Here is a 19,556-nt window from a genome sequence, read left to right as displayed (position 1 = left end):
TGACGTGGAGAACCTCATTGGACTGCTGGTCCTGGTACCGCTGTTGGGCGCGGCGGTGCTGCTGTGCGGCGGGCGGCGGCTGGACCGGATCGGGCCCTGGCTGGGCACCCTGCTGGCGGCGGCGTCCTTTGTCATCGGCGTGGTGCTCTTCGCCGGTCTGCTGGGCCGCTCGGCGGACGACCGCACCCTGCGGGTGACGGTCTTCCAGTGGGTGCCGGTCGGCGGCTTCCGCGCCGATATCGGCTTCCAGCTGGACCAGTTGTCGATGACCTTTGTCCTGCTGATCACCGGAGTGGGATCGCTGATCCACCTCTACTCGATCGGCTATATGGCGCATGACGCGCGCCCGCGGCGGTTCTTCGGCTATCTCAATCTCTTTCTGGCCGCCATGCTGCTGCTGGTCACCGCCAACAACTACCTGCTGCTCTACGCCGGTTGGGAAGGGGTGGGCCTGGCCTCGTATCTGCTGATCGGCTTCTGGCAGCACAAGCCCAGCGCGGCCACCGCCGCCAAGAAGGCGTTCCTGGTCAACCGGGTCGGTGACATGGGGCTGTCGATCGCCATCATGCTGCTGTTCACCACCTTCGGCACCTTCGCTTTCCAGCCGGTGCTGGCCGGCGCGGACCGTACCGGCGAGGGCAGGCTGACCGCGATCGCGCTGCTGCTGTTGCTGGCGGCCTGCGGCAAGTCGGCCCAGGTGCCGCTGCAGAGCTGGCTCGGGGACGCCATGGAGGGCCCCACCCCGGTCTCCGCCCTGATCCACGCCGCCACCATGGTCACCGCCGGGGTGTATCTGATCACCCGCTCCGGGCCGCTCTTCGAAGGGGCGCCGGACGCCCAGCTGGCGGTGGTCACGGTGGGCGCGGTCACCCTGCTCTTCGGTGCCATCGTCGGTTGCGCCAAGGACGACATCAAAAAGGCGCTGGCCGGGTCCACCATGTCCCAGATCGGCTATATGGTGCTGGCCGCCGGGCTGGGCCCCATCGGCTATGTCTTCGGGATCATGCACCTGGTGACCCATGGCTTCTTCAAGGCCGGTCTCTTCCTCGGTGCCGGGTCGGTGATGCACGGCATGAACGACGAGGTGGACATGCGCCGTTACGGCGGTCTGCGCAAGTACATGCCGGTCACCTTCATCACCTTCGGGCTGGGCTATCTGGCCATCATCGGCTTCCCGGGGCTGTCCGGGTTCTTCTCCAAGGACAAGATCATCGAGGCGGCCTTCGCCAAGGGCGGCACCGAGGGCTGGATCCTGGGCGGCGCAGCACTGCTGGGCGCGGCCATCACCGCGTACTACATGACCCGGGTGATGCTGCTGACCTTCTTCGGCGAGGAGCGCTGGCGCAAGCCCCCGTCCCCGCAGGAGCCCAGCGCCGAACCGGCCGCGCACACGGGGGAGTTGCCACACCCGCATGAGTCTCCCAAGGTGATGACCATCCCCATGGTGGTGCTGGCCCTGGGGTCGGTCCTCGCGGGCGGCCTGTTCAGCGTCAATGACGCCTTCGTCAAATGGCTTGAGCCGGTGACCGGGCACAGCGAGGGCCACTCCCCGGTGAGCGCGGCCGCGGTGACCGGGGCCACCCTGGCGGTGCTGGTGCTGGGTGTGGCGCTGGCCTGGGCGCAGTACGGACGGGCCCCGGTGCCGGTGGTCCCGCCGCGTGGCTCGGTGCTCACCCGGCTGGCCCGCCGCGACCTGGGCCAGGACGACTTCAACCATGTGGTGCTGGTGCGCGGCGGCGGACAGCTGACCCGCGGCCTGGTGGAGATCGACCACAAGCTGGTGGACGGGCTGGTGCATGGCACCGCCGTCTCGGTGGGCGGCCTCTCCGGCCTGCTGCGACGGCTGCAGAACGGCTATGCCCGGTCGTACGCGGTGTCGATGTTCGGCGGCGCGGCGGTGCTGATCGCCGCGACCCTGCTGATGAGGGCGGTGTGACCGATGTCCTTCCCGTTGCTTACGGCCACGGCGGCCATTCCGGCGGTGGGCGCGGTCGCCACCGCCGCGATGCCCGCCGCCCGGCGAAGTGCCGCCAAGTGGCTGGCCCTGGCCTTCGCCCTGGCCACCCTGGGCCTGGCGGCGGCCCAGCTGGTCCGCTTCGACCCCGGCTCCGGCCGGGCCTTCCAGCTGACCGAATCCCACGCCTGGATCGCCGACTTCGGGGTCCGCTACCAACTGGGCGTGGACGGCATCGCGGTGGCCCTGATCGGGCTGACCGCGGTGCTGGTGCCCTTTGTCATCCTGGCCGGCTGGCATGACGCGGATGTGCTGGAGGGCGCCGAGCCCAACCGGCGCTGGCGGCCCACCCAGGGCTTCTTCGCGCTGATCCTGCTGGTGGAAGCCATGGTGGTGATGGCCTTCGAGGCCACCGATGTCTTTCTGTTCTATCTGTTCTTCGAGGCCATGCTGGTCCCGATGTACTTCCTCATCGGCGGCTTCGGGGACCGGGCCGGGCAGCGGCCGGAGCAGGAGGCGGCCGACCGGCGCTCGCACGCGGCGGTGAAGTTCCTGCTCTACAACCTGGCCGGCGGTCTGATCATGCTGGCCGCGGTGATCGGGCTGTACGCGGTGACCGCCGGCCAGCTGGGCCATGGCACCTTCTCGCTGACCGAGATCGTCCAGGCCCGGGCCGCCGGGCGGCTGCAACTGGCCACCACCACCGAACGTGCCCTGTTCCTGGGCTTCTTCTTCGCCTTCGCGGTCAAGGCGCCGCTCTGGCCGCTGCACACCTGGCTGCCGGGCGCCATGGGCGAGTCCACCGCCCCGGTGGCGGTGCTGATCACCGCGGTGGTGGACAAGGTGGGCACCTTCGCCATGCTGCGGTTCTGCCTTCAGCTCTTCCCGGCCGCGTCCAAGTGGGCCACTCCGGTGATCGTGGTGCTGGCGCTGGTGAGCATCCTCTACGGTGCCCTGCTGGCGGTCGCCCAGCGGGACATCAAGCGGCTGATCGCCTATGCCTCGATCTCCCACTTCGGCTTCATCATCCTGGGCGTCTTCGCCATGACCACCCAGGGCCAGAGCGGCGCCACCCTCTATATGGTCAACCACGGTATTTCCACGGCCGCGTTGATGCTGATCGCAGGCTTCCTGATCTCCCGGCGCGGCTCCCGGCTGATCGCCGACTACGGCGGGGTGCAGAAGGTGGCGCCGGTGCTGGCGGGCACCTTCCTGGTGGCCGGTCTGGCCACCCTCTCACTGCCCGGTCTGGCGCCCTTTGTCTCCGAATTCCTGGTGCTGGTGGGCACCTTCAGCCGCTATCCGGTGGCCGGGGGCATCGCCACCCTGGGCATTGTGCTGGCCGCGCTCTATGTGCTGGTGCTCTACCAGCGCACCATGACCGGCCCGCTGAAGGAGCCGGTACGCGCCATGCCGGACCTGCGGGTGCGCGAACTGGCCGTGGTGGCACCGCTGATCGCCCTGCTGCTCTTCCTGGGCGTCTACCCCAAGCCGCTGACCAGGATCGTCAACCCGGCGGTGGAGCACACCATGTCCCAGGTCTCCCGGACCGATCCCCGGCCCGATGTCCCCCTGACCGATGCGGAGGTCGCCAAGTGAGCAGCGCGGCAACTGTCCACAGCCTGTGGATGACGGCGGCCGACGCCCCGAAGAGGATTCCGGCCCCCCATATCGAGTACGGCCAGCTGTCACCGGTGCTGATTGTGCTGGGCGCGGCGGTGCTGGGCATCCTGGTGGACGCCTTTCTGCCGCGTCGGCTGCGGCACCCGGCGCAGCTGATGGTGGCCCTGGTGGGGCTGGCGGCCGCCTTCGCGGCGGTGGTGGCCCTGGCGGCCGGCGGCTATGCCACCGACAAGGCGCACCCGGCGGCGATGGGCGCGGTGGCGGTGGACGGCCCGGCGCTGTTCCTCCAGGGCACGGTGCTGCTGGTGGCCCTGGTGGCAGCGTTCACCTTCGGCGAGCGGCGGCTGGACCCTGCCGCGCATGGCCGCCCGGTGGACTCCTTCGCCGCCCAGCCGGCCGCGGTGCCCGGCGGCGAGGCGGAGCGGGCCGCGGTGAAGGCGGGCTGGACCACCACCGAGGTCTTTCCGCTGATGCTGTTCGCGGTGGCCGGAATGCTGGTCTTCCCGGCGGCCAACGATCTGCTGACCCTGTTTGTGGCGCTGGAGGTCTTCTCGCTGCCGCTGTATGTGCTGTGCGCCCTGGCCCGGCGGCAGCGGCTGCTGTCCCAGGAGGCGGCGGTGAAGTACTTCCTGCTGGGCGCCTTCGCCTCGGCCATTCTGCTGTTCGGCATCGCCCTGCTCTATGGCTATGCGGGCACGGTGACGTACTCCGGCATCGCCGATGTGGTCAATGGGACGGTACGGACGGTCGATCCGGTGCTGGCCCAGACCATGGGCAATGATGCGCTGCTGCTGATCGGCGGCGCCATGGTGCTGATGGGGCTGCTGTTCAAGGTGGGTGCGGTGCCGTTCCATATGTGGACCCCGGACGTCTACCAGGGCGCGCCCACCCCGGTCACCGGCTTTATGGCCGCCGCCACCAAGGTGGCCGCCTTTGGCGCGCTGTTGCGGCTGCTCTATGTGGTGCTGCCCGGAATGCGGTGGGACTGGCGGCCGGTGATGTGGGGCGTGGCCATTGTCACCATGCTCTTCGGCGCGGTGGTCGCGGTGACCCAGACCGATGTCAAGCGGCTGCTGGCCTACTCCTCGGTGGCGCACGCCGGTTTCATCCTCACCGGGGTGGTGGCCACCCGGCCGGAGGGCATCTCCTCGGTGATGTTCTATCTGGCCGCGTACTCCTTTGTGACGCTGGGGGCGTTCGCGGTGGTGACGCTGGTGCGGGACGCGGGCGGGGAGGCCACCCAGCTGTCCAAGTGGGCCGGTCTTGGGCGCCGTTCGCCGCTGGTGGCGGCGGTGTTCGCGGTATTCCTGCTGGCCTTTGCGGGCATTCCGCTGACCAGTGGCTTCGCCGGGAAGTTCGCGGTGTTCAAGGCGGCGGCGCAGGGGGGTGCGGTGCCGTTGGTGATCGTGGGTGTGGTGTCCTCGGCGATCGCTGCGTTCTTCTATATCCGGGTGATTGTGCTGATGTTCTTCAATGCGCCGGAGGAGGGCGGGCCTTCGGTGGCGGTGCCGAGTCTGCTGACCTCAACGGCCATTGGAGTGGGGGTTGTTGTCACCGTTGTGCTGGGTGTCGCCCCCCAGTACTTCCTCAACCTGGCCGGGCAGGCCGGGGTGTTCGTTCGCTGACGCCTGACGGTGGGTGGGTGGGCACGCCCCTGCGGGGCGTTGTTCCGCCCGCCCACCCGCCCCTTACCCGGCGATCTACCCGGCGATGATTCGGCCGGTGACCTCGCCCAGGCCGATGCGCGAGCCGTTCGGCCCCGGCGCCCAGCCCGTGATGACGACCTCGTCACCATCCGCCAGGTAGGGCCCCTTGCCCTTGGTGAGTTCCAGCAGACAGCCCACCTGGTCCTCCCCGGGACCGCTCACCGTGCCGGAGGCGTAGAAGTCCCCGGTGCGCAACGAGGCGCCGTTGATGGTCATATGGGCCAGCTGCTGGGCCGCCGTCCAGTACATGGAGGCGAACGGCGGGCGGGTGATCACCTCGCCATTGATGCTGACCTCCAGCCGGATGTCGATCCCGCCCGGCTCGGCGGCCGAGTCGTCCAGGTAGGGCAGCAGTGGGTGGGTCCGCTCCGGCGGCGCCGTACGGGCCGTGTCAAAGGCGTCCAGCGGGGTGATCCAGGCGGACACCGAGGTCGCGAAGGACTTGCCCAGGAACGGACCCAGGGGGACGTACTCCCACTGCTGGATGTCCCGCGCCGACCAGTCGTTGACCAGGCAGACGCCGAAGACATGCTCCCTGAAGTCCCCCAGCGGCACCGGGGTGTTGGCGGGGGCGGGGGTGCCCACCACAAAGCCCACCTCGGCCTCGATGTCCAGCTTGGCGCAGGGCCCGAAGGAGGGGCGCTCGTCGGCCGGCGCCTTGCGCTGGCCCAGCGGGCGCACCACATCCGTCCCGGAGACCACCACCGTGCCGGCCCGCCCGTGGTAACCGATGGGCAGATGCTTCCAGTTGGGGGTCAGCGCCTCCGCGTTCGGCCGGAAGATGCGCCCCACATTGGTGGCGTGGTGCTCGCTGGCGTAGAAGTCCACATAGTCGGCGACCTCGAAGGGCAGATGCAGGGTCACCTCGGACAGCGGATGGAAGTGCGGCCCGTCCAGCCAGGTGCGGACCTCGGCGCGTACCGCCTGCCAGACCGGACGGCCCGCGGCCAGCAGCGGGTTGAGCACCGGCTGGTCCAGCAGGTCGGCGTAGGCCGAGCCATGCTCCGCGGCGGCTGCCGCCGCGTCCAGCACATGGGCGCCGTAACGGACGCCGATGCGGGGGTGGTCCGGGGCGTCGGGGGTGGTGAAGACGCCATACGGAAGGGTGTCCGCGCCGAAGGGGTCGCCTTCGGGCAGCTCGCTGGGGATGTGCTCGGGCATGGGGGTTTCTGCCTCGCCTTCTCCTGGGGTGCTCCTGGCGGCCGTGGACGGGTTCCACTTGCGCCAAACACTACGTGCTGTCGGCGGGCGGGCAAGAGATGTTCGGGGCCTGCCCCGGAGGTGGGAAAAGGTAGGGCAATGTCCGGTAACTCCTTGCTGGAGGCGATGATTCCGAAGTAGCGTCCTAAGTCGGGTCACACACAGTGGGGGGCCGCTGAGGCTGGGTGGCCATGGGGGGTGCTGGTGGCGAGCAGGAGCGCGCCCGAGGCGGACCGATCCGTTCCGGGGCTCATCGTGAAATTCGGTGACTATCCTCTGCACCACGGCGGTGTCGGCGCCATACGCAGCCTCGGCAGACTCGGGGTCCCGATGTATGCGATCACCGAGGACCGCTGGACTCCGGCCGCGCTCTCCCGCTATCTGACCGGCCGCTTCGTCTGGCCGACCACCGGCACCGAGGACCCGGCCGAGCTGGTGGCCGGCCTGCTGCGGATCGGTGAGCGGATCGGCCGCCGGGCGGTGCTGCTGCCCACCGACGAGGAGGCGGCGGTGCTGATCGCCGAGCACTCCGCCGAGCTGGCGCCCGCCTTCCTCTTCTCGCCGGTGGAACGGGAGTTGCCGCGCCGGCTGGCCAGCAAACAGGGGCTGTACGAGCTGTGTACGGAGCATGGGGTGCCCACCCCGGCCACCCTGCACCCCGCCTGCTACGCCGAGATCGAGGAGTACGCCCGTACCGCGGCCTTTCCGGTGGTGGCCAAGAACCGGGAGGCCTTCGAGCGGCGGCGGCGCCCCGCGGTGCATGGCACCACCCGCATCGGCAGCGCCCGTGAACTGCTGTGGCTGGCCCGGGAATGGGGACCGGCGCCCCCCGTGATCCTCCAGGAGTATCTGCCGCGCGAGCACGCCGAGGACTGGATCGTGCACGCCTACTTCGACCGGGACAGCACCCCGCTGTCCCTGTTCACCGGCGTCAAGGTGCGCTCCTGGCCGCCGCACGCCGGGATGACCGCCCACGCCTATGTGGTGGACAACCCCGAACTGGCCGCCCTGGCCGCGCAGTTCATCAAGCAGATCGGCTTCTGCGGGATCATCGACCTGGACTGGCGGTTCGACCGCCGGGACGGCCGCTACAAGCTGCTGGACTTCAACCCCCGGATGGGCGCCCAGTTCCGGCTGTTCGAGAACGAGGCGGGCATCGATGTGGTCCGGGCCCAGCACCTGGACCTCACCGGCCGCCGGGTGCCCGAGGGGGAGCAACTGGCGGGCCGCCGCTTTGTGGTGGAGAACATCGACCTGCCGGCGCTGGCCGCCTACCGGCGCAGCGGCTACACCACCCCGCACGCTCCCGAGCGGGCCAGCGGCACCGAGCTGGCCTGGCTGGCCCGGGACGACATCAAGCCCTTCCTCACCATGCTGGCCCGGCTGGCCGGGCCGGGCGCAAGACATCTGTGGCAGTTGTGGCGTGCGCGGCGCAGTGCCGCGGCGCCCGCGGCGCATGGCTGACAAGGCCGAAAGGCGCCGCTCCGGATCCGGTTTCCGGCCGCTTTTCCGGCCGCTTTTGGGGCCGCAAGGCCGAGCAACGCCCTGGAGGAGAGACGTGACACTTCCGGTAGCAGTCATCGGGGCAGGCCCCTACGGCCTGTCCACCGCCGCCCATCTGCGGGCGCGCTCCATTCCGGTGCGCGTCTTCGGTGAGCCGATGGTGGCCTGGCGCGAGCACATGCCGGCCGGGATGCTGCTGAAATCCACCCCGTCCGCTTCCAGCATCGACGCCCCCCAGCCCGGCCACACCCTGTTCGACTTCTGCCAGGAGGTGGGCGAGCGGCGCTATGAGTCCGACTGGGACGCCATCCCGGTGGAGACCTTCACCCGCTATGGCGAGTGGTTCCAGCGGCGGCTGGTGCCGGACCTGGAGCGGGTGCGGGTGGTGTCGGTGGAGCGCCGGGAGCGCGGTGGCGGCTTTGAGCTCAAGCTGGACTCCGGTGACCAGTTCGCCGCCCGGGCGGTGGTGGTGGCCACCGGCCTGACCGGCTTCGCCCGGGTGCCCGCCGAGCTGGCGGCGGCGGTGCCGGACGGCCCGTCCGCCACCGGCCCCATCTCGCACAGCTCGCACCACCGGGACCTGTCCGGCTTCGCCGGGAAGGACGTGGTGGTGGTCGGCGCCGGGCAGTCGGCGCTGGAGAGCGCGGTGCTGCTGGCCGAGTCCGGGGCCGCCTCGGTACGGGTGGTGGCCCGGCGGCGCGGCGCGGTGCGCTTCGGGGCGGCGCCGGACGGGCAGTCGCCGCTGAAGCCGGACACCCCCTTCGGGCGGGCCTGGTCGCTCTACGCCTTCTCGTACTACGCGGACGGCTTCCGGCATCTGCCCGCGCAGACCCGGGAGTACCTGGTGCGGCGGGTGCTGGGACCGCTGGGCGCCTGGTGGCTGCGGGAGCGGTTCATCGGCCGGGTGCGGGTGACCGAGGGCAAGCGGCTGGCCCGGGCCCGGGTGGAGGACGGGCGGCCGGTGCTGTCGCTGGTGGACGAGCGCGGCTGGGAGAGCGAGCTGGCCGCCGACCATGTGATCGCGGCCACCGGCTACCGGGTGGATTTGGCCGCTTTGGAGTTCCTGGGCGGCGGTCTTCGGACGCGGCTGGCGGTGAGCGCGGGCGGACCCCGGCTGGGGGCCGGCTACCGCTCCTCGGTGCCGGGGCTGTTCTTCACCGGGCTGCCGGCGGCGGCCAGTTACGGTCCGGTGATGCGGTTCGTATGCGGGACGGAGTACGCGTCGCCGCGCCTGGCGCGGGAGGTCGCGCGGATTTAGCCGGGCGGCTACGCCGCAGGGCACGCCCCTCCGGGGGCGTATTACGCCCACCCGCCCGCCCGTCACCGGCGTCCTGGCAGTCTCGACCAGGACTCGGGCAACGAGCGGGCGGGCGGGCGAAAACCGCGCCGCGGGCACGGCCTGCCCGGGCGGGGGCGGACCTACGGTAGGGGACCCGGCGGTGATCGACAGCCGACCGGATACGCTGACTTTCGGTGAAGACAGCGACACATCGACAATCCCCGTGTCCGTAGGCAGACAGGAGTACCCCTCGTGACCGTCGTCGAGCCCTTCGGGCTGAGCGTGCGGGACCAGGCTCTTGAGGCCGATGTCCAGGCTGGTCTGGCCGCTGTCGAGGAGGGCCTGCTGGCCGCCTGCAAGAGCGATGTGCCGTTTATCACCGAGGCCGCCCAGCACCTGGTCAGGGCCGGCGGCAAGCGCTTCCGCCCGCTGCTGGTGATGCTGGCCGCCCAGTTCGGCGACCCCTACGCCCCCGGCGTGGTGCCCTCGGCGGTGGTGGTGGAGCTGACCCATCTGGCCACGCTCTACCACGACGATGTGATGGACGAGGCCGAGGTGCGCCGCGGTGTGGACAGCGCCAACGCCCGCTGGGGCAACTCGGTGGCGGTGCTCACCGGCGACTTCCTGTTCTCCCGCGCCTCGCGGATCCTGGCCGACCTGGGCCCGGAGGCGGTCCGCATCCAGGCCGAGGCCTTCGAGCGCCTGGTCACCGGCCAGATCCTGGAGACCGCCGGTCCCCGGGACGGCCGCGACCCCATCGAGCACTATCTGGACGTACTGGCCGGCAAGACCGGCTCCCTGGTGGCCGTCTCCGGCCGCTACGGGGCGATGATGTCCGGCGCCGACGAGCGGACGGTGGAGATCCTCACCCACTACGGCGAGCGGCTGGGCATGGCCTTCCAGCTGGCCGACGACGTCCTGGACATCGCCAGCGACTCCCATGAGTCCGGCAAGACCCCGGGCACCGACCTGCGCGAGGGCATCGCCACCCTGCCCGTGCTCCATCTGCGCGCCCGGGCCGCCGCCACCGGCGCCCCCGAGGACCTGGAGCTGTGCCGGATGCTGGACGGCGACCTCAGCGACGACGCCCTGCACGCCGAGGTGCTGCGCAGACTGCGCGTCCACCCGGCCCTGGAGCAGGCCCGCCGGGACACCATCCGCTACGCCGAGGAGGCACGCGGCACCCTGGCCCCGCTGCCCGCCTGCACCGCCAAGGACGCCCTGGTGGCGCTGTGCGACGCGGTGGTGCACCGGGCCGGCTGACGGCCCGTCGGCCGCCGCTCGGCGGACCGGGGGCAGCCGGTGTCCTACCCGAGAGGTACGCCGAGTTGATCCCCACGGCTGATGACGGCGGCCGGGCGCGTTGGTGGAATGGGTGCTGACTTCCCCGGGGGAGAACCTCCGGAACTCCCGCGCCGGCACCGTGCGGTTGGGGCCACAATGAGCCTTGGTGCCAGACGCGTGCAGCACACCACGACCGCCGCCGACGACGGAGGTAAGCAGATGTCAGCACGGATCCACCCGGGCCGCAGGACGGTCCGTTACGCGGTACCGGTCGCGGTGGCGGGCGTCGCCGCGGCGACCATCGGCATCGGAACGGCCATCGCCACCTCGGGTGACCCCGATCTGCCGAAGATCAGCGCACAGGATCTGATAGCCAAGGTGGCCGGCTCCGATGTGCAGCGGATGTCCGGTTCGGTGCGGGTCACCTCCGATCTGGGACTGCCCTCGCTGCCCGCCGGGATGTCCTTCGGCGCGGCCGGCAAGGGCGCCCATGGCGGCGCCTCCGCCGCGCCGGACGCCAAGCTCACCGAGCTGGTCTCCGGCACCCATACGCTGCGGCTGGCCGCCGACGGGCCGGACAGGCAGCGGGTCTCCATCGTGGAGCCGGCCGCCGAGTACAGCCTGATCCACAACGGTGACCAGGTCTGGGCGTACGACAGCGGCAGCAACACCGCGTACCACTCCACCCAGGCCCGCCACCAGGACCCGGGGCACACCCCGGCCACCGCCACCCCCCAGGAGCTGGCCAAGAAGGCGCTGGCCGCGGTGGACGACACCACCTCGGTGACGGTGGACGGCACCGCCAAGGTGGCCGGGCGGAACGCCTACCGGCTGACCATCAAGCCCAAGCAGAGCGGCACCACCGTGGACGCGGTGCGCATCGCGGTGGACGCCAAGAACGGTGTGCCGCTGCGCTTCACCGTCACCCCCAAGGGCGGCGGCAAGGCGGCCGTGGACGCCGTCTTCACCAAGATCTCCTTCAGCAGGCCCAGCGCCTCCTCCTTCGACTTCACCCCGCCCAAGGGCACCAAGGTGACGGAGGGCAAGGCCGGACAGCAGCACCATGGCACCGCCACCCCGCGGGGCGGCGACTCCAAGGTGATCGGCAAGGGCTGGACCTCGGTGGTGGAGCTCAAGGGCCCCGACAAGGGCATCCGCCCCCAGTCCGGCAAGGACAGCTCCCGGGCCAATGCGCTGCTGAACAGCTTCGGCAGCAAGGTCAATGGCTCCTTCGGCTCCGGACGGATCCTCAGCACCCGGCTGGTCAATGTGCTGCTGACCGAGGACGGCCGCGTCTACGCCGGTGCGGTGGACAAGGACGCCCTGGTCAAGGCCGCGGACTCCGGCAAGTAACCGGGTGGACGCCACGGCGGTGATCGAGACGGCGGGGCTGACCAAGCGCTATCGCGGCGGTCAGCTCGCCGTTGACGGGCTGGACCTGGTGGTGCCCAGGGGCAGTGTGTTCGGCTTCCTCGGGCCCAATGGGTCCGGCAAGACCACCACCATCCGGATGCTGATGGGCCTGATCGAGCCCACCTCCGGGGTGGCCCGGGTGCTGGGCGAGCCCATGCCGCGCGCCGTCGGGCGGGTGCTGCCCCGGGTGGGCGCGCTGATCGAGGGGCCCGCGCTCTATGGCTTCCTCAGCGGCCACGACAACCTGGTGCGCTTCGACGCCGCCGACCCCACCGCCGATCCGCGCACCCGTGCCGCGCGGATCGGCGCCGCCCTGGAGCGGGTGGGCCTGACCGCGGCCGCGGGCAAGAAGGCCCGTGCCTACTCGCTGGGCATGAAGCAGCGGCTCGGCCTGGCGGCCGCGCTGCTGCGCCCGCGCGAGCTGCTGGTGCTGGACGAGCCCACCAATGGGCTGGACCCACAGGGCATGCGGGAAATCCGGGCCCTGGTAAGGGAGTTGGCAGAGGATGGCACCACGGTCTTCCTCTCCTCCCATCTGCTGGACGAGATCGAGCAGGTGTGTACCCATGTGGCAGTGATGGCCCAGGGGCGGCTGCTGACCCAGGGGACGGTCCGCGAGCTGGCCGCCTCGGTGACGGGCCGGCTGGCGGTGGGCACCCCGGACACCGCGGAGGCGGTGCGGGTGCTCAAGGAGCATGGAGTGAACGATCTGACGGTGCGGGGCGAGCGGGTCACCGGGGAACTGCCGGGCACCGGCGATCTGGCGGAGCTCAATGCGGCGCTGGTGCGCGCCGGGGTGCGGGTACGGGCCTTCGGCGCCGAGCGGGTCTCGCTGGAGGACGCTTTTGTGGCGCTGACCGGAGAGGGATTCGATGTCGCGGGCTGAGGCGCTGCCGGGCCGGGGCCGTTGGCTGCTGCCGCTGTTCGGCAATGAGGTGGTCACCGTGTTCCGCCGGTGGCGCACCCTGGTGCTGCTGGGAGTGCTGGCGGCGGTGCCGGTGCTGATCGGGGTGGCGGTGCGGATCGAGACCCGCGACGGCGGGTCGGTGGGCCCCCGGGGTGACGGCCAGGGCCCGGCCTTCCTCAGCCAGGTCACCAACAACGGCCTGTTCCTGGTCTTCGCCGCGCTGGCGGCGACGCTGCCGTTCTTTCTGCCGATGGCGGTGGGGGTGGTGGCCGGGGACTCGGTGGCCGGTGAGGCGAACAGTGGCACCCTGCGCTATCTGCTGGTGGCCCCGGCCGGGCGGAGCAGGCTGCTGCTCGCGAAGTTCACCGCGACCATGGTGTTCTGCCTGGCCGCCACGCTGGTGGTGGCGGTGTCGGCTCTGGTGGTGGGGGTTCTGCTGTTCCCGCTGGGCGAGGTGACGCTGATCAGCGGCACCACGGTGTCCTTCGGGGAGGGGCTGCTGCGGGGGTTGCTGATCGCCGGGGTGGTGGCGCTGTCGCTGGTGGGGATCGCCTCGCTGGGGCTGTTTGTCTCCACCCTCACGGGCAGTGGGATTGCGGCCATGGCCACGACGGTCGGTGTGGTGATCACGGTCCAGATCCTGGACCAGTTCCCTCAACTCCATGCGATTCAGCCGTATTTGTTCCCGCACTACTGGATGGGGTTCGCTGATCTGCTCCGCGATCCGGTGTACCCGGACCAGATCTGGCGGAACTTGGGGCTTCAGGGCTTGTACGCGGGGGTTTTCGGTTCCGCGGCGTGGGCTCGCTTCACGTCCAAGGACGTGCTGGCGTAGGCGGTTTGCGCGTTCGCCGCGAACAGCTTGGCTGGCGTGGTCAGCCGGGACAGGAAGTTCGGCTGGTGGATAGCGCACAGCCCGCCCGTGGGCAGGTCACGAGGTGATGAGGCGGCTGGTGAAGCCGTCGTTGATGAGGGATTCGTACGCTGCATGCACGTCCTCCGGGACATCCTGCTCGATGGCGAAGCCGAGCTTCGGATACTCGATCACCCGCTGGAGATCGCCCACGAGCTGGTCCACGACGTGCTTGTCGTCACCGATCGTCTTCAGGTAGTCGTCGAAATCCAGTGGCGCCGAGGCGCAGACCACCTCCACCTCCGGCCAGACCTTGCGGGCGGTGGCGAAGGCGCGTCGCTCCATATAGGGCATGGAGACCAGGAGCACGGTCTTCGGGGTGATTCCGGCGGCGGCCAGGACATCGCGGGAGAAGGTGATGTTCTGGCCGGTGTTCCTGGCTTTGGGCTCCAGCAGAACCGCTTCGTCCGGGACGCCGAGGGCGAGTGCGTGCTCGCGGAAGTGCACGGCTTCGCCGCGGGGGAAGCGGCCGGGATGGGTGGGGTTGGGGCCGCCGGAGAAGACGAGTGTGGGGAAGAGTCCGGCTCGGTACAGCTCGGCGCAGAACGCGGGGACGCCCAGGTCGTGGCTGCCCAGGCCGATCGCTGCGTCCGCCGGCCGGAGTTCGCGGTCCATCTGGTGGTAGTCCCAGATCAACTTGGCATGCTGGCGCTGCCCGTCGGTGATGGCCTGCTGGATGTCCGTGGTCACTGGCGTCTCTCCCTGGTCACCGCCGCCGGGGGCTCGTCGCCCCGGCGGTCGTCCGGATGCTCTCGATGCTGGCCAGCTGGTGGCTCATGCCGTACTGAGCGGCCAGCTGCGCGGCCTGATCGAGGGCCGAGAGGCCATCATCCCGGGTGGCAGGATCGGACAGCAGGATGTGTCCGTGAGCGGTGTCCAGACGCACGCGCTGCATCGGAGAGTCGGTCACGCCCGTCCTGCGGGCGATGCCGATGAAGTGCACGGCCTTGCCCAGGTCGCCGGCGCCTCGGTGGGCGAGGGCGAGTTTCTGGTGGGCGACGGACCAGTCGTCCGGTTCGCCGAGGTCTTCGAAATCGCGGGTTGCGGCCAGCATGACGCGGGCTGCGTAGTCGTGTTCGCCTTCCTTGCTCAGCGCGGTCCCCACCCACAGGCGGGCCCTTGCGCGGTCGCGGCGGGCGAGCCGGTCATCGACGGCGAGGTTTTCGTAGTGGCGGGCGGCGGTCTCCAGGCGGCCGGACATCTCGGCGACGACGGCGAGGGAGAGGTCGAGCTGGGCGACGCGGCGGGGGATGTCGAGCTGGGTGAAAATCGAGTGGGCCCCGGCATACGCGTGCTGGGCTGAGAGCGGCCCGACCACGGCCCCTTGGTCGCGCTTGAGGTCTCCCATGAGGGCGGTCGAGCGGGCGAGGAGATACAGGCCCTTGTCGTCCAGCTCGGGCGGTCGGAAGCGGTTCAGCCACCGGCTGAGCAGGTTGTCGGCGAAGGCGAAGTTCTGGCGGCTCAAGGCGACAGCGACGCGGTCGAGGTCGTCGGTCCACGATTCGTACTCCCAGGCCCTGGGGCCGGCGGAGGTGACGCGGCCGGTGGTCGCGGGCGGTCCGCCGGCCTCGGAGAGGAACGTCTCGAACCGCAAGTGCGCCGAGGCGTCCGCGCGGGCGAGAGCGGTATCCAAGATCGCCTGGGTGTCCGGGCGGGGCTCGGTCGCGGACAGGTACTTGTCCCAGTTGGAGACGGTCCGCACGGCGACGCCGAGGTGCTGGGCGAAGACGCGGACGCTCATCCGCAGGGCGAGCCGCAGGGCCCGGGCTTCCAGGCCGGTCCAGTGATGCACGGTCGCCACGCGTCGCTCCCTTCCGGCAGGTCATGCAAGCACGGAACACGCATGCGGGGGGACGGAAGTGCAACGCAAGTGCAGCACCGCGTCATTTCATTGCGGCCGGCGCGGGAGGACGCTTCAACACACGGGTCATAGCCCCTACTTCGGCCGGGGCAGCCTTCCTGTTCCGCCCCTTTTGATCTTTTTGGACGGTCCTCTTCATGGAACCCCTTACCGAGCACCGCCGTGTCAGCGGCCCGGTCGTCTACGGCTTCCTGCGGCTGGTCAACGTCTCCGCGGCCCGCGAGGTGGCCCTGAAGCGGTCGCTGGTCGAGTACTGCCGCCAGCATGAGCTGTCGCTGTCCGGCGTGTTCACCGAACGCGTCACCACCGTCAACTCCGCGGCCTTCACCGGATTGATGGACGCGCTGGCAGTGCCCGGCACCTACGGCGTCGTGCTGTCCTCGGCCTCTCACCTGGGCCCCAGGGCCATAGCCGCAGCACGCGGCAAACGCCTCGCGGCGGCCGGAGCCCGGCTGCTGCTGGTCCGCAAGGAGCTTCCCGGTCCGGCCCGCCGCAGGCGCCCCGGCCACGACGGCTCCCAGGCCCGGCGACGCGGGCACCGGCCCACGCCTGCGCTGGAGGCCGAGTCGTGAGCACCTTCATGACCCCGTCCGGCCAGAGGTTCTTCGCCTCCGTGCCCGCATCGGTTGGACTGGCCCGCGACTTCGCCGACAAGGCTCTGCTGGCCTGGGGGCTGAGCGCCCTGGCCGATGATGTCCGGCTGTGTGTCAGCGAGTTGGCGACCAACGCGGTCGTCCATGCCAACAACCATGGCGGCTTCCTGGTCCGGCTGGCCATCGACGGCAGCTACCTCCACCTGGAAGTCCACGACGACCACCCCCGCCGGCCCGAACTCCGCCTCCCCACCCACGACATCACCTCCGGCCGCGGGCTGCACCTGGTCGCCGCCCTCTCCACCGGCTGGGGCGTCGCTCCTCTCGCCCCTACCGGAAAGATCGTCTGGTCGCGGTTCGCCATCACGCCCGCTTTGCAGGAGACACCATGCTGACCCGCCCCCTGGCACCCGCGCCGTCCACGGGGCCCGGTCCCAGCCTGCTGTTCTCGCTCAGCACCTGGACCTGGTCCGGCCCCGGCCCGGGTGGGCAGGACCTCGCGCACATCCTGCTGGCCTACCCGCCCGGACGCACCAGCCACGACACTCCGACCGCGGTCGAGGCCCGTATGCGGCACATTGGCGCCAGCCTCGGTCCCCTTGTCGGCATCCACGACGCCATCCCCGACCTCGACGGCTGCCTGCGCGTCATCGGCAACCGGGTGCTGCTGAAGTTCGGTGGCTCCCGCTACGGCCTTCGCCTGCCGGCCCACCCGGGATGGACCGACCTGGTCACCCGCTGGGGCCAGGCCGTACTCATCCTCGCCCTGGACCCGCTGCCGCAGTCCGCGACCGCCGGCCGTCTCGACATCTACCTCGACGCCGCCCGCGTGGCCGACCGGCTGCTGTTCGGCCTGGCCCGCACCCCCTGACCCAACCGCCCATGCATGACCCCGCGCTCACCCAAGAGGGAACTGCCATGGAACCCTTCGAACGCGCCCGGCCGGACGCCTACTTCACCAAGGTCACCACCCAGTTCGGCCCCCGTCGAGCAGGCCACCGCCTTCCTGATCACGCACCTGCTCGCCGAGCGGTCGGCCTTCGTCCGCGCGGTCGCGGCGAGCCCTCCAGGGAGACGCAAACCGCCGGGTCCGAGGCGGAGGCCACCGATACCGTGGCTTCAGTCATCCAGTTGGGGAGGCGAGACGTGCACCGCCGGAACTTCCTGGCCGCCACGAGCGGTTACGCCCTGAGCGCCCTCGCGCTGCCCGACCTCGACAGCATCACCCGCCGCACCAAATGCGCTCCAGCCGCGGCCGTCCGCGTGGGTGCCGGCGAGGTCGCCGCCGTCAAGCAGATGGTCAAGGCCCTCGGCGACGCTGCCGCCGAATTCGGCGGCGGACACGCCCGCCACCTCGCCGTCCGCTACCTCACCGACGACGTCGCCCCCTGGCTCAACGGCAAGTACACCGAGGTCACCGGCCGAGAGCTGTTTGCCGCCACCTCCCAACTGGTCCACCTCGCGGGCTGGATGGCCCAGGACGAAGGCCACGACCCCGAACACCAAGGCCGGGCCCAGCAGTACTACGCCCACGCCTACCGCCTCGCCGCCGAAGCCCGCGACCCCGAACTCTCCGCAACTGCCCTGCGCGGCCTGGCCGTCCAGGCCATCGACCTCGGCTTTCGGGCCGAAGCCGTCCAACTCGCCGAAGCCTGCGTGCGCTACGGCAAAGACCTCGACAACTCCCGGGCCGTCGCCTATTACCAAGCGACCCTCGCCAACGCCGCCGCCCAGGACAATGACCACAAGCTCGCCACCCGCCACCTCACCCTCTCCGAGAGCGCCATCGGCCACTCAGGCACCAGTGCAGGCGAGTCCTGGGCCGCCCACTACTCGCCCGGCCGGTGGGCTCACGAATCCGCGATGATCCTCGCCCGCCTCGGCGACCTCGACGCCGCCGAAGAACATCTCCGTCTCGCCCTCGACATCCACGGCCTCGACCGCCGCCGCACCCGCGCCATCGTCCTGGCCGACCTCGGCGGCGTTCGCCTCCGCCAAGGCGACCTCGACGGCGCCCTCGCCACCTGGAACGACTTCGCCGACTGCGCGGACGGCATCCGCTCCATCAAGGTCCACACCGCGGCCGACGACATGCGTACCCGGCTCAACCGGTTCCGCGGCATGCCTGAAGCGGATCAACTGCGGCAGAAGGCAGCCGCGCTCATCTCGTAGCGGCACAACTCGACCAACGCCCCTTGAGGTCATCCAAGCCGCCGGCCTGCGCGCCGGCAGCCAGGCGTCCGGCCGATGCCGCACCGCCGCCCGGCCCCCAACAGGGGTCACGCCTCTAACGGGGCGCCGTTTCGCGGGAGTTGGGAGCCGCGGCGGCAGCCTTCGCGCGGGCCGTGGCCAGTTCCGCGCGGGCGGCCCGGCCGGCCCGCAGGCCGTCCCAGGTGAGGAGGGCCAGAGCCAGCCAGACCAGGGCGAACCCGGCCCAGCGCTCGGGAGGCATGGCCTCGTGGAAGACCAGCAGCCCCAGCGCGAACTGGAAGACGGGGGCGAGGTATTGCAGCATGCCCATCACCGACAGCGGCAGCCGGACCGCGGCCGCGCCGAAGGCGATCAGCGGTACGGCGGTGATCAGCCCGGAGGCCGCCAGCAGGGCGGCGTGCCCCGCCCCCGCGGTGGCGAAGCTGCTCTTGCCCCGGGCGCCGAGCAGGATCAAAAAGCCCAGGGCGGGCAGGAATTGCACGGCCGTCTCGGCGGCCATCGACTCCAGCCCGCCCAGCGCCACCTTCTTCTTCACCAGGCTGTAGGTGCCGAAGCTCGCGGCCAGCCCAAGGGCGATCCACGGCAGTTTGCCGTAGCCGACCGCCAGTACCACCACCGCGGCCGCTCCGATGGCCACCGCCGCCCACTGCGCGGGGCGCAGCCGTTCGCGCATCACCAGCACGCCCAGGGCGATCACCACCAGGGGGTTGATGAAGTAGCCCAGCGCGGTCTCCACCACATGGTGGGAGTTGACGGCCCAGATGTAGATGGCCCAGTTGGCGGAGATCAGGGTGGCCCCGGCGGCGATCATGGCCAGCCGCCGGGGCTGCCGCAGCAGCGGGCGTATCCATGCCCAGCGGCGGGTGAGGGTCAGCGCGGCGGCCACCGTGATCAGGGACCACACCATGCGGTGGGCGAGGATCTCAAAGGGCCCGGTGGGTTCCAGCAGGGGCCAGTACAGGGGGAACAGGCCCCAGATCGCATAGGCGGCGGTGCCATAGAGGAAACCGGTGCGGGTCTCGCTGTGTGGGGTGTCCGGCTGGGCCATGGTTCCCTCCCTGGTGGTACGGCCTGGTGGCGCGGCGGCGCGACCTGGCGAACGTAACCCC

The 19,556-nt window shown here is 70.7% G+C and carries 17 protein-coding genes; 13 read left to right on the top strand and 4 right to left on the bottom strand.

The genetic code is table 11. From position 1 onward, the window contains the following. Positions 1-4 precede the first annotated feature (4 nt). From nuoL to nuoN, 3 genes are read left to right on the top strand one after another with little or no spacing between them, the layout of a single operon-like run. Positions 5-1,936, top strand: coding sequence for an NADH-quinone oxidoreductase subunit L (gene nuoL, locus CV755_RS21560; RefSeq protein ID WP_109281809.1), 1,932 nt, complete (start codon positions 5-7; stop codon positions 1,934-1,936). Positions 1,937-1,939: 3 nt separating this feature from the next. After that, the gene (locus CV755_RS21555; RefSeq protein ID WP_109281808.1) at positions 1,940-3,553 is read left to right on the top strand and encodes an NADH-quinone oxidoreductase subunit M; all 1,614 of its coding nucleotides are present in this window, start codon (positions 1,940-1,942) and stop codon (positions 3,551-3,553) included. A gap of 29 nt (positions 3,554-3,582) precedes the next feature. After that, a complete protein-coding gene (gene nuoN / locus CV755_RS21550) occupies positions 3,583-5,202 on the top strand; it encodes an NADH-quinone oxidoreductase subunit NuoN (RefSeq protein ID WP_109281807.1) in 1,620 nt (539 codons plus the stop codon). Positions 5,203-5,277: 75 nt separating this feature from the next. Here nuoN and fahA read toward each other — a convergent pair whose 3' ends face one another. Next, positions 5,278-6,444, bottom strand: coding sequence for a fumarylacetoacetase (gene fahA / locus CV755_RS21545; RefSeq protein WP_109281806.1), 1,167 nt, complete (start codon positions 6,442-6,444; stop codon positions 5,278-5,280). A gap of 369 nt (positions 6,445-6,813) precedes the next feature. Between fahA and CV755_RS21540 the strand changes: the two genes are divergently transcribed. The 6 genes from CV755_RS21540 to CV755_RS21515 all read left to right on the top strand — a co-directional run bounded on the left by CV755_RS21540 (position 6,814) and on the right by CV755_RS21515 (position 13,704). After that, complete coding sequence (locus tag CV755_RS21540; protein ID WP_241561322.1) at positions 6,814-7,947, top strand: carboxylate--amine ligase; 1,134 nt, start codon at positions 6,814-6,816, stop codon at positions 7,945-7,947. Positions 7,948-8,041: 94 nt separating this feature from the next. After that, positions 8,042-9,244 carry an FAD-dependent oxidoreductase gene (locus CV755_RS21535; RefSeq protein WP_109281805.1) on the top strand — a complete coding sequence of 401 codons (1,203 nt, stop codon included), beginning with the start codon at positions 8,042-8,044 and terminating at the stop codon, positions 9,242-9,244. 273 nt (positions 9,245-9,517) lie between these two features. Beyond that, positions 9,518-10,528: a polyprenyl synthetase family protein gene (locus CV755_RS21530; RefSeq protein ID WP_109281804.1), complete on the top strand. Its 1,011-nt coding sequence runs from the start codon at positions 9,518-9,520 to the stop codon at positions 10,526-10,528. A 240-nt stretch (positions 10,529-10,768) separates the two neighbouring features. Further along, positions 10,769-11,902: a LolA family protein gene (locus CV755_RS21525; RefSeq protein ID WP_109282023.1), complete on the top strand. Its 1,134-nt coding sequence runs from the start codon at positions 10,769-10,771 to the stop codon at positions 11,900-11,902. Between the two features lie 4 nt (positions 11,903-11,906). Next, positions 11,907-12,848: an ABC transporter ATP-binding protein gene (locus tag CV755_RS21520; protein WP_193553442.1), complete on the top strand. Its 942-nt coding sequence runs from the start codon at positions 11,907-11,909 to the stop codon at positions 12,846-12,848. After that, the gene (locus CV755_RS21515; RefSeq protein ID WP_109281802.1) at positions 12,835-13,704 is read left to right on the top strand and encodes an ABC transporter permease; all 870 of its coding nucleotides are present in this window, start codon (positions 12,835-12,837) and stop codon (positions 13,702-13,704) included. Before CV755_RS21520 ends, CV755_RS21515 begins: the two co-directional genes overlap by 14 nt. Before the next feature lie 96 nt (positions 13,705-13,800). On the opposite strand, the gene CV755_RS21505 is transcribed toward CV755_RS21515, so the two are convergent. Together CV755_RS21505 and CV755_RS21500 are read right to left on the bottom strand one after the other, a co-directional pair. After that, positions 13,801-14,472, bottom strand: a complete 672-nt coding sequence (locus tag CV755_RS21505) for a YdcF family protein (protein WP_241561321.1) — start codon at positions 14,470-14,472, stop codon at positions 13,801-13,803. A 16-nt stretch (positions 14,473-14,488) separates the two neighbouring features. Next, positions 14,489-15,583 (bottom strand): helix-turn-helix domain-containing protein, encoded by a 1,095-nt coding sequence (locus CV755_RS21500; RefSeq protein WP_109281800.1) that lies wholly within the window; start codon positions 15,581-15,583, stop codon positions 14,489-14,491. 197 nt (positions 15,584-15,780) lie between these two features. Between CV755_RS21500 and CV755_RS21495 the strand changes: the two genes are divergently transcribed. From CV755_RS21495 to CV755_RS21480, 4 genes are all read left to right on the top strand, one after another. Continuing rightward, positions 15,781-16,215, top strand: coding sequence for a hypothetical protein (locus tag CV755_RS21495; RefSeq protein WP_193553441.1), 435 nt, complete (start codon positions 15,781-15,783; stop codon positions 16,213-16,215). Next, positions 16,212-16,631 carry an ATP-binding protein gene (locus CV755_RS21490; protein WP_338323674.1) on the top strand — a complete coding sequence of 140 codons (420 nt, stop codon included), beginning with the start codon at positions 16,212-16,214 and terminating at the stop codon, positions 16,629-16,631. Before CV755_RS21495 ends, CV755_RS21490 begins: the two co-directional genes overlap by 4 nt. Next, complete coding sequence (locus tag CV755_RS21485) at positions 16,625-17,107, top strand: hypothetical protein (RefSeq protein ID WP_109281799.1); 483 nt, start codon at positions 16,625-16,627, stop codon at positions 17,105-17,107. Before CV755_RS21490 ends, CV755_RS21485 begins: the two co-directional genes overlap by 7 nt. 275 nt (positions 17,108-17,382) lie before the next feature. Beyond that, on the top strand, positions 17,383-18,408 hold the full coding sequence (locus CV755_RS21480) for an NsdA family TPR-like regulatory protein (RefSeq protein ID WP_109281798.1): 1,026 nt from the start codon (positions 17,383-17,385) through the stop codon (positions 18,406-18,408). Between the two features lie 115 nt (positions 18,409-18,523). Here the strand turns inward: CV755_RS21480 and rarD are convergent, their stop codons facing one another. Further along, a complete protein-coding gene (gene rarD, locus CV755_RS21475; protein ID WP_109281797.1) occupies positions 18,524-19,495 on the bottom strand; it encodes an EamA family transporter RarD in 972 nt (323 codons plus the stop codon). Between the last annotated feature and the right edge of the window lie 61 nt (positions 19,496-19,556).

The sequence above is a fragment of the Streptomyces orinoci genome (assembly GCF_003121295.1).
In the GTDB taxonomy this organism is placed as follows: domain Bacteria; phylum Actinomycetota; class Actinomycetes; order Streptomycetales; family Streptomycetaceae; genus Streptomyces; species Streptomyces orinoci.
This window is presented reverse-complemented; position numbering and strand designations above follow the sequence as displayed.

What these genes read in the sequence shown, in the direction of transcription:
- CV755_RS21555 (WP_109281808.1), top strand. Translation starts at nt 1,940, where the DNA reads ATGTCCTTCCCGTTGCTTACGGCCACGGCGGCCATTCCGGCGGTGGGC.
- nuoN (WP_109281807.1), top strand. Translation starts at nt 3,583, where the DNA reads ATGACGGCGGCCGACGCCCCGAAGAGGATTCCGGCCCCCCATATCGAG.
- fahA (WP_109281806.1), bottom strand. Translation starts at nt 6,444, where the DNA reads ATGCCCGAGCACATCCCCAGCGAGCTGCCCGAAGGCGACCCCTTCGGC.
- CV755_RS21540 (WP_241561322.1), top strand. Translation starts at nt 6,814, where the DNA reads ATGTATGCGATCACCGAGGACCGCTGGACTCCGGCCGCGCTCTCCCGC.
- CV755_RS21525 (WP_109282023.1), top strand. Translation starts at nt 10,769, where the DNA reads ATGTCAGCACGGATCCACCCGGGCCGCAGGACGGTCCGTTACGCGGTA.
- CV755_RS21515 (WP_109281802.1), top strand. Translation starts at nt 12,835, where the DNA reads ATGTCGCGGGCTGAGGCGCTGCCGGGCCGGGGCCGTTGGCTGCTGCCG.
- CV755_RS21495 (WP_193553441.1), top strand. Translation starts at nt 15,781, where the DNA reads ATGGAACCCCTTACCGAGCACCGCCGTGTCAGCGGCCCGGTCGTCTAC.
- CV755_RS21485 (WP_109281799.1), top strand. Translation starts at nt 16,625, where the DNA reads ATGCTGACCCGCCCCCTGGCACCCGCGCCGTCCACGGGGCCCGGTCCC.
- rarD (WP_109281797.1), bottom strand. Translation starts at nt 19,495, where the DNA reads ATGGCCCAGCCGGACACCCCACACAGCGAGACCCGCACCGGTTTCCTC.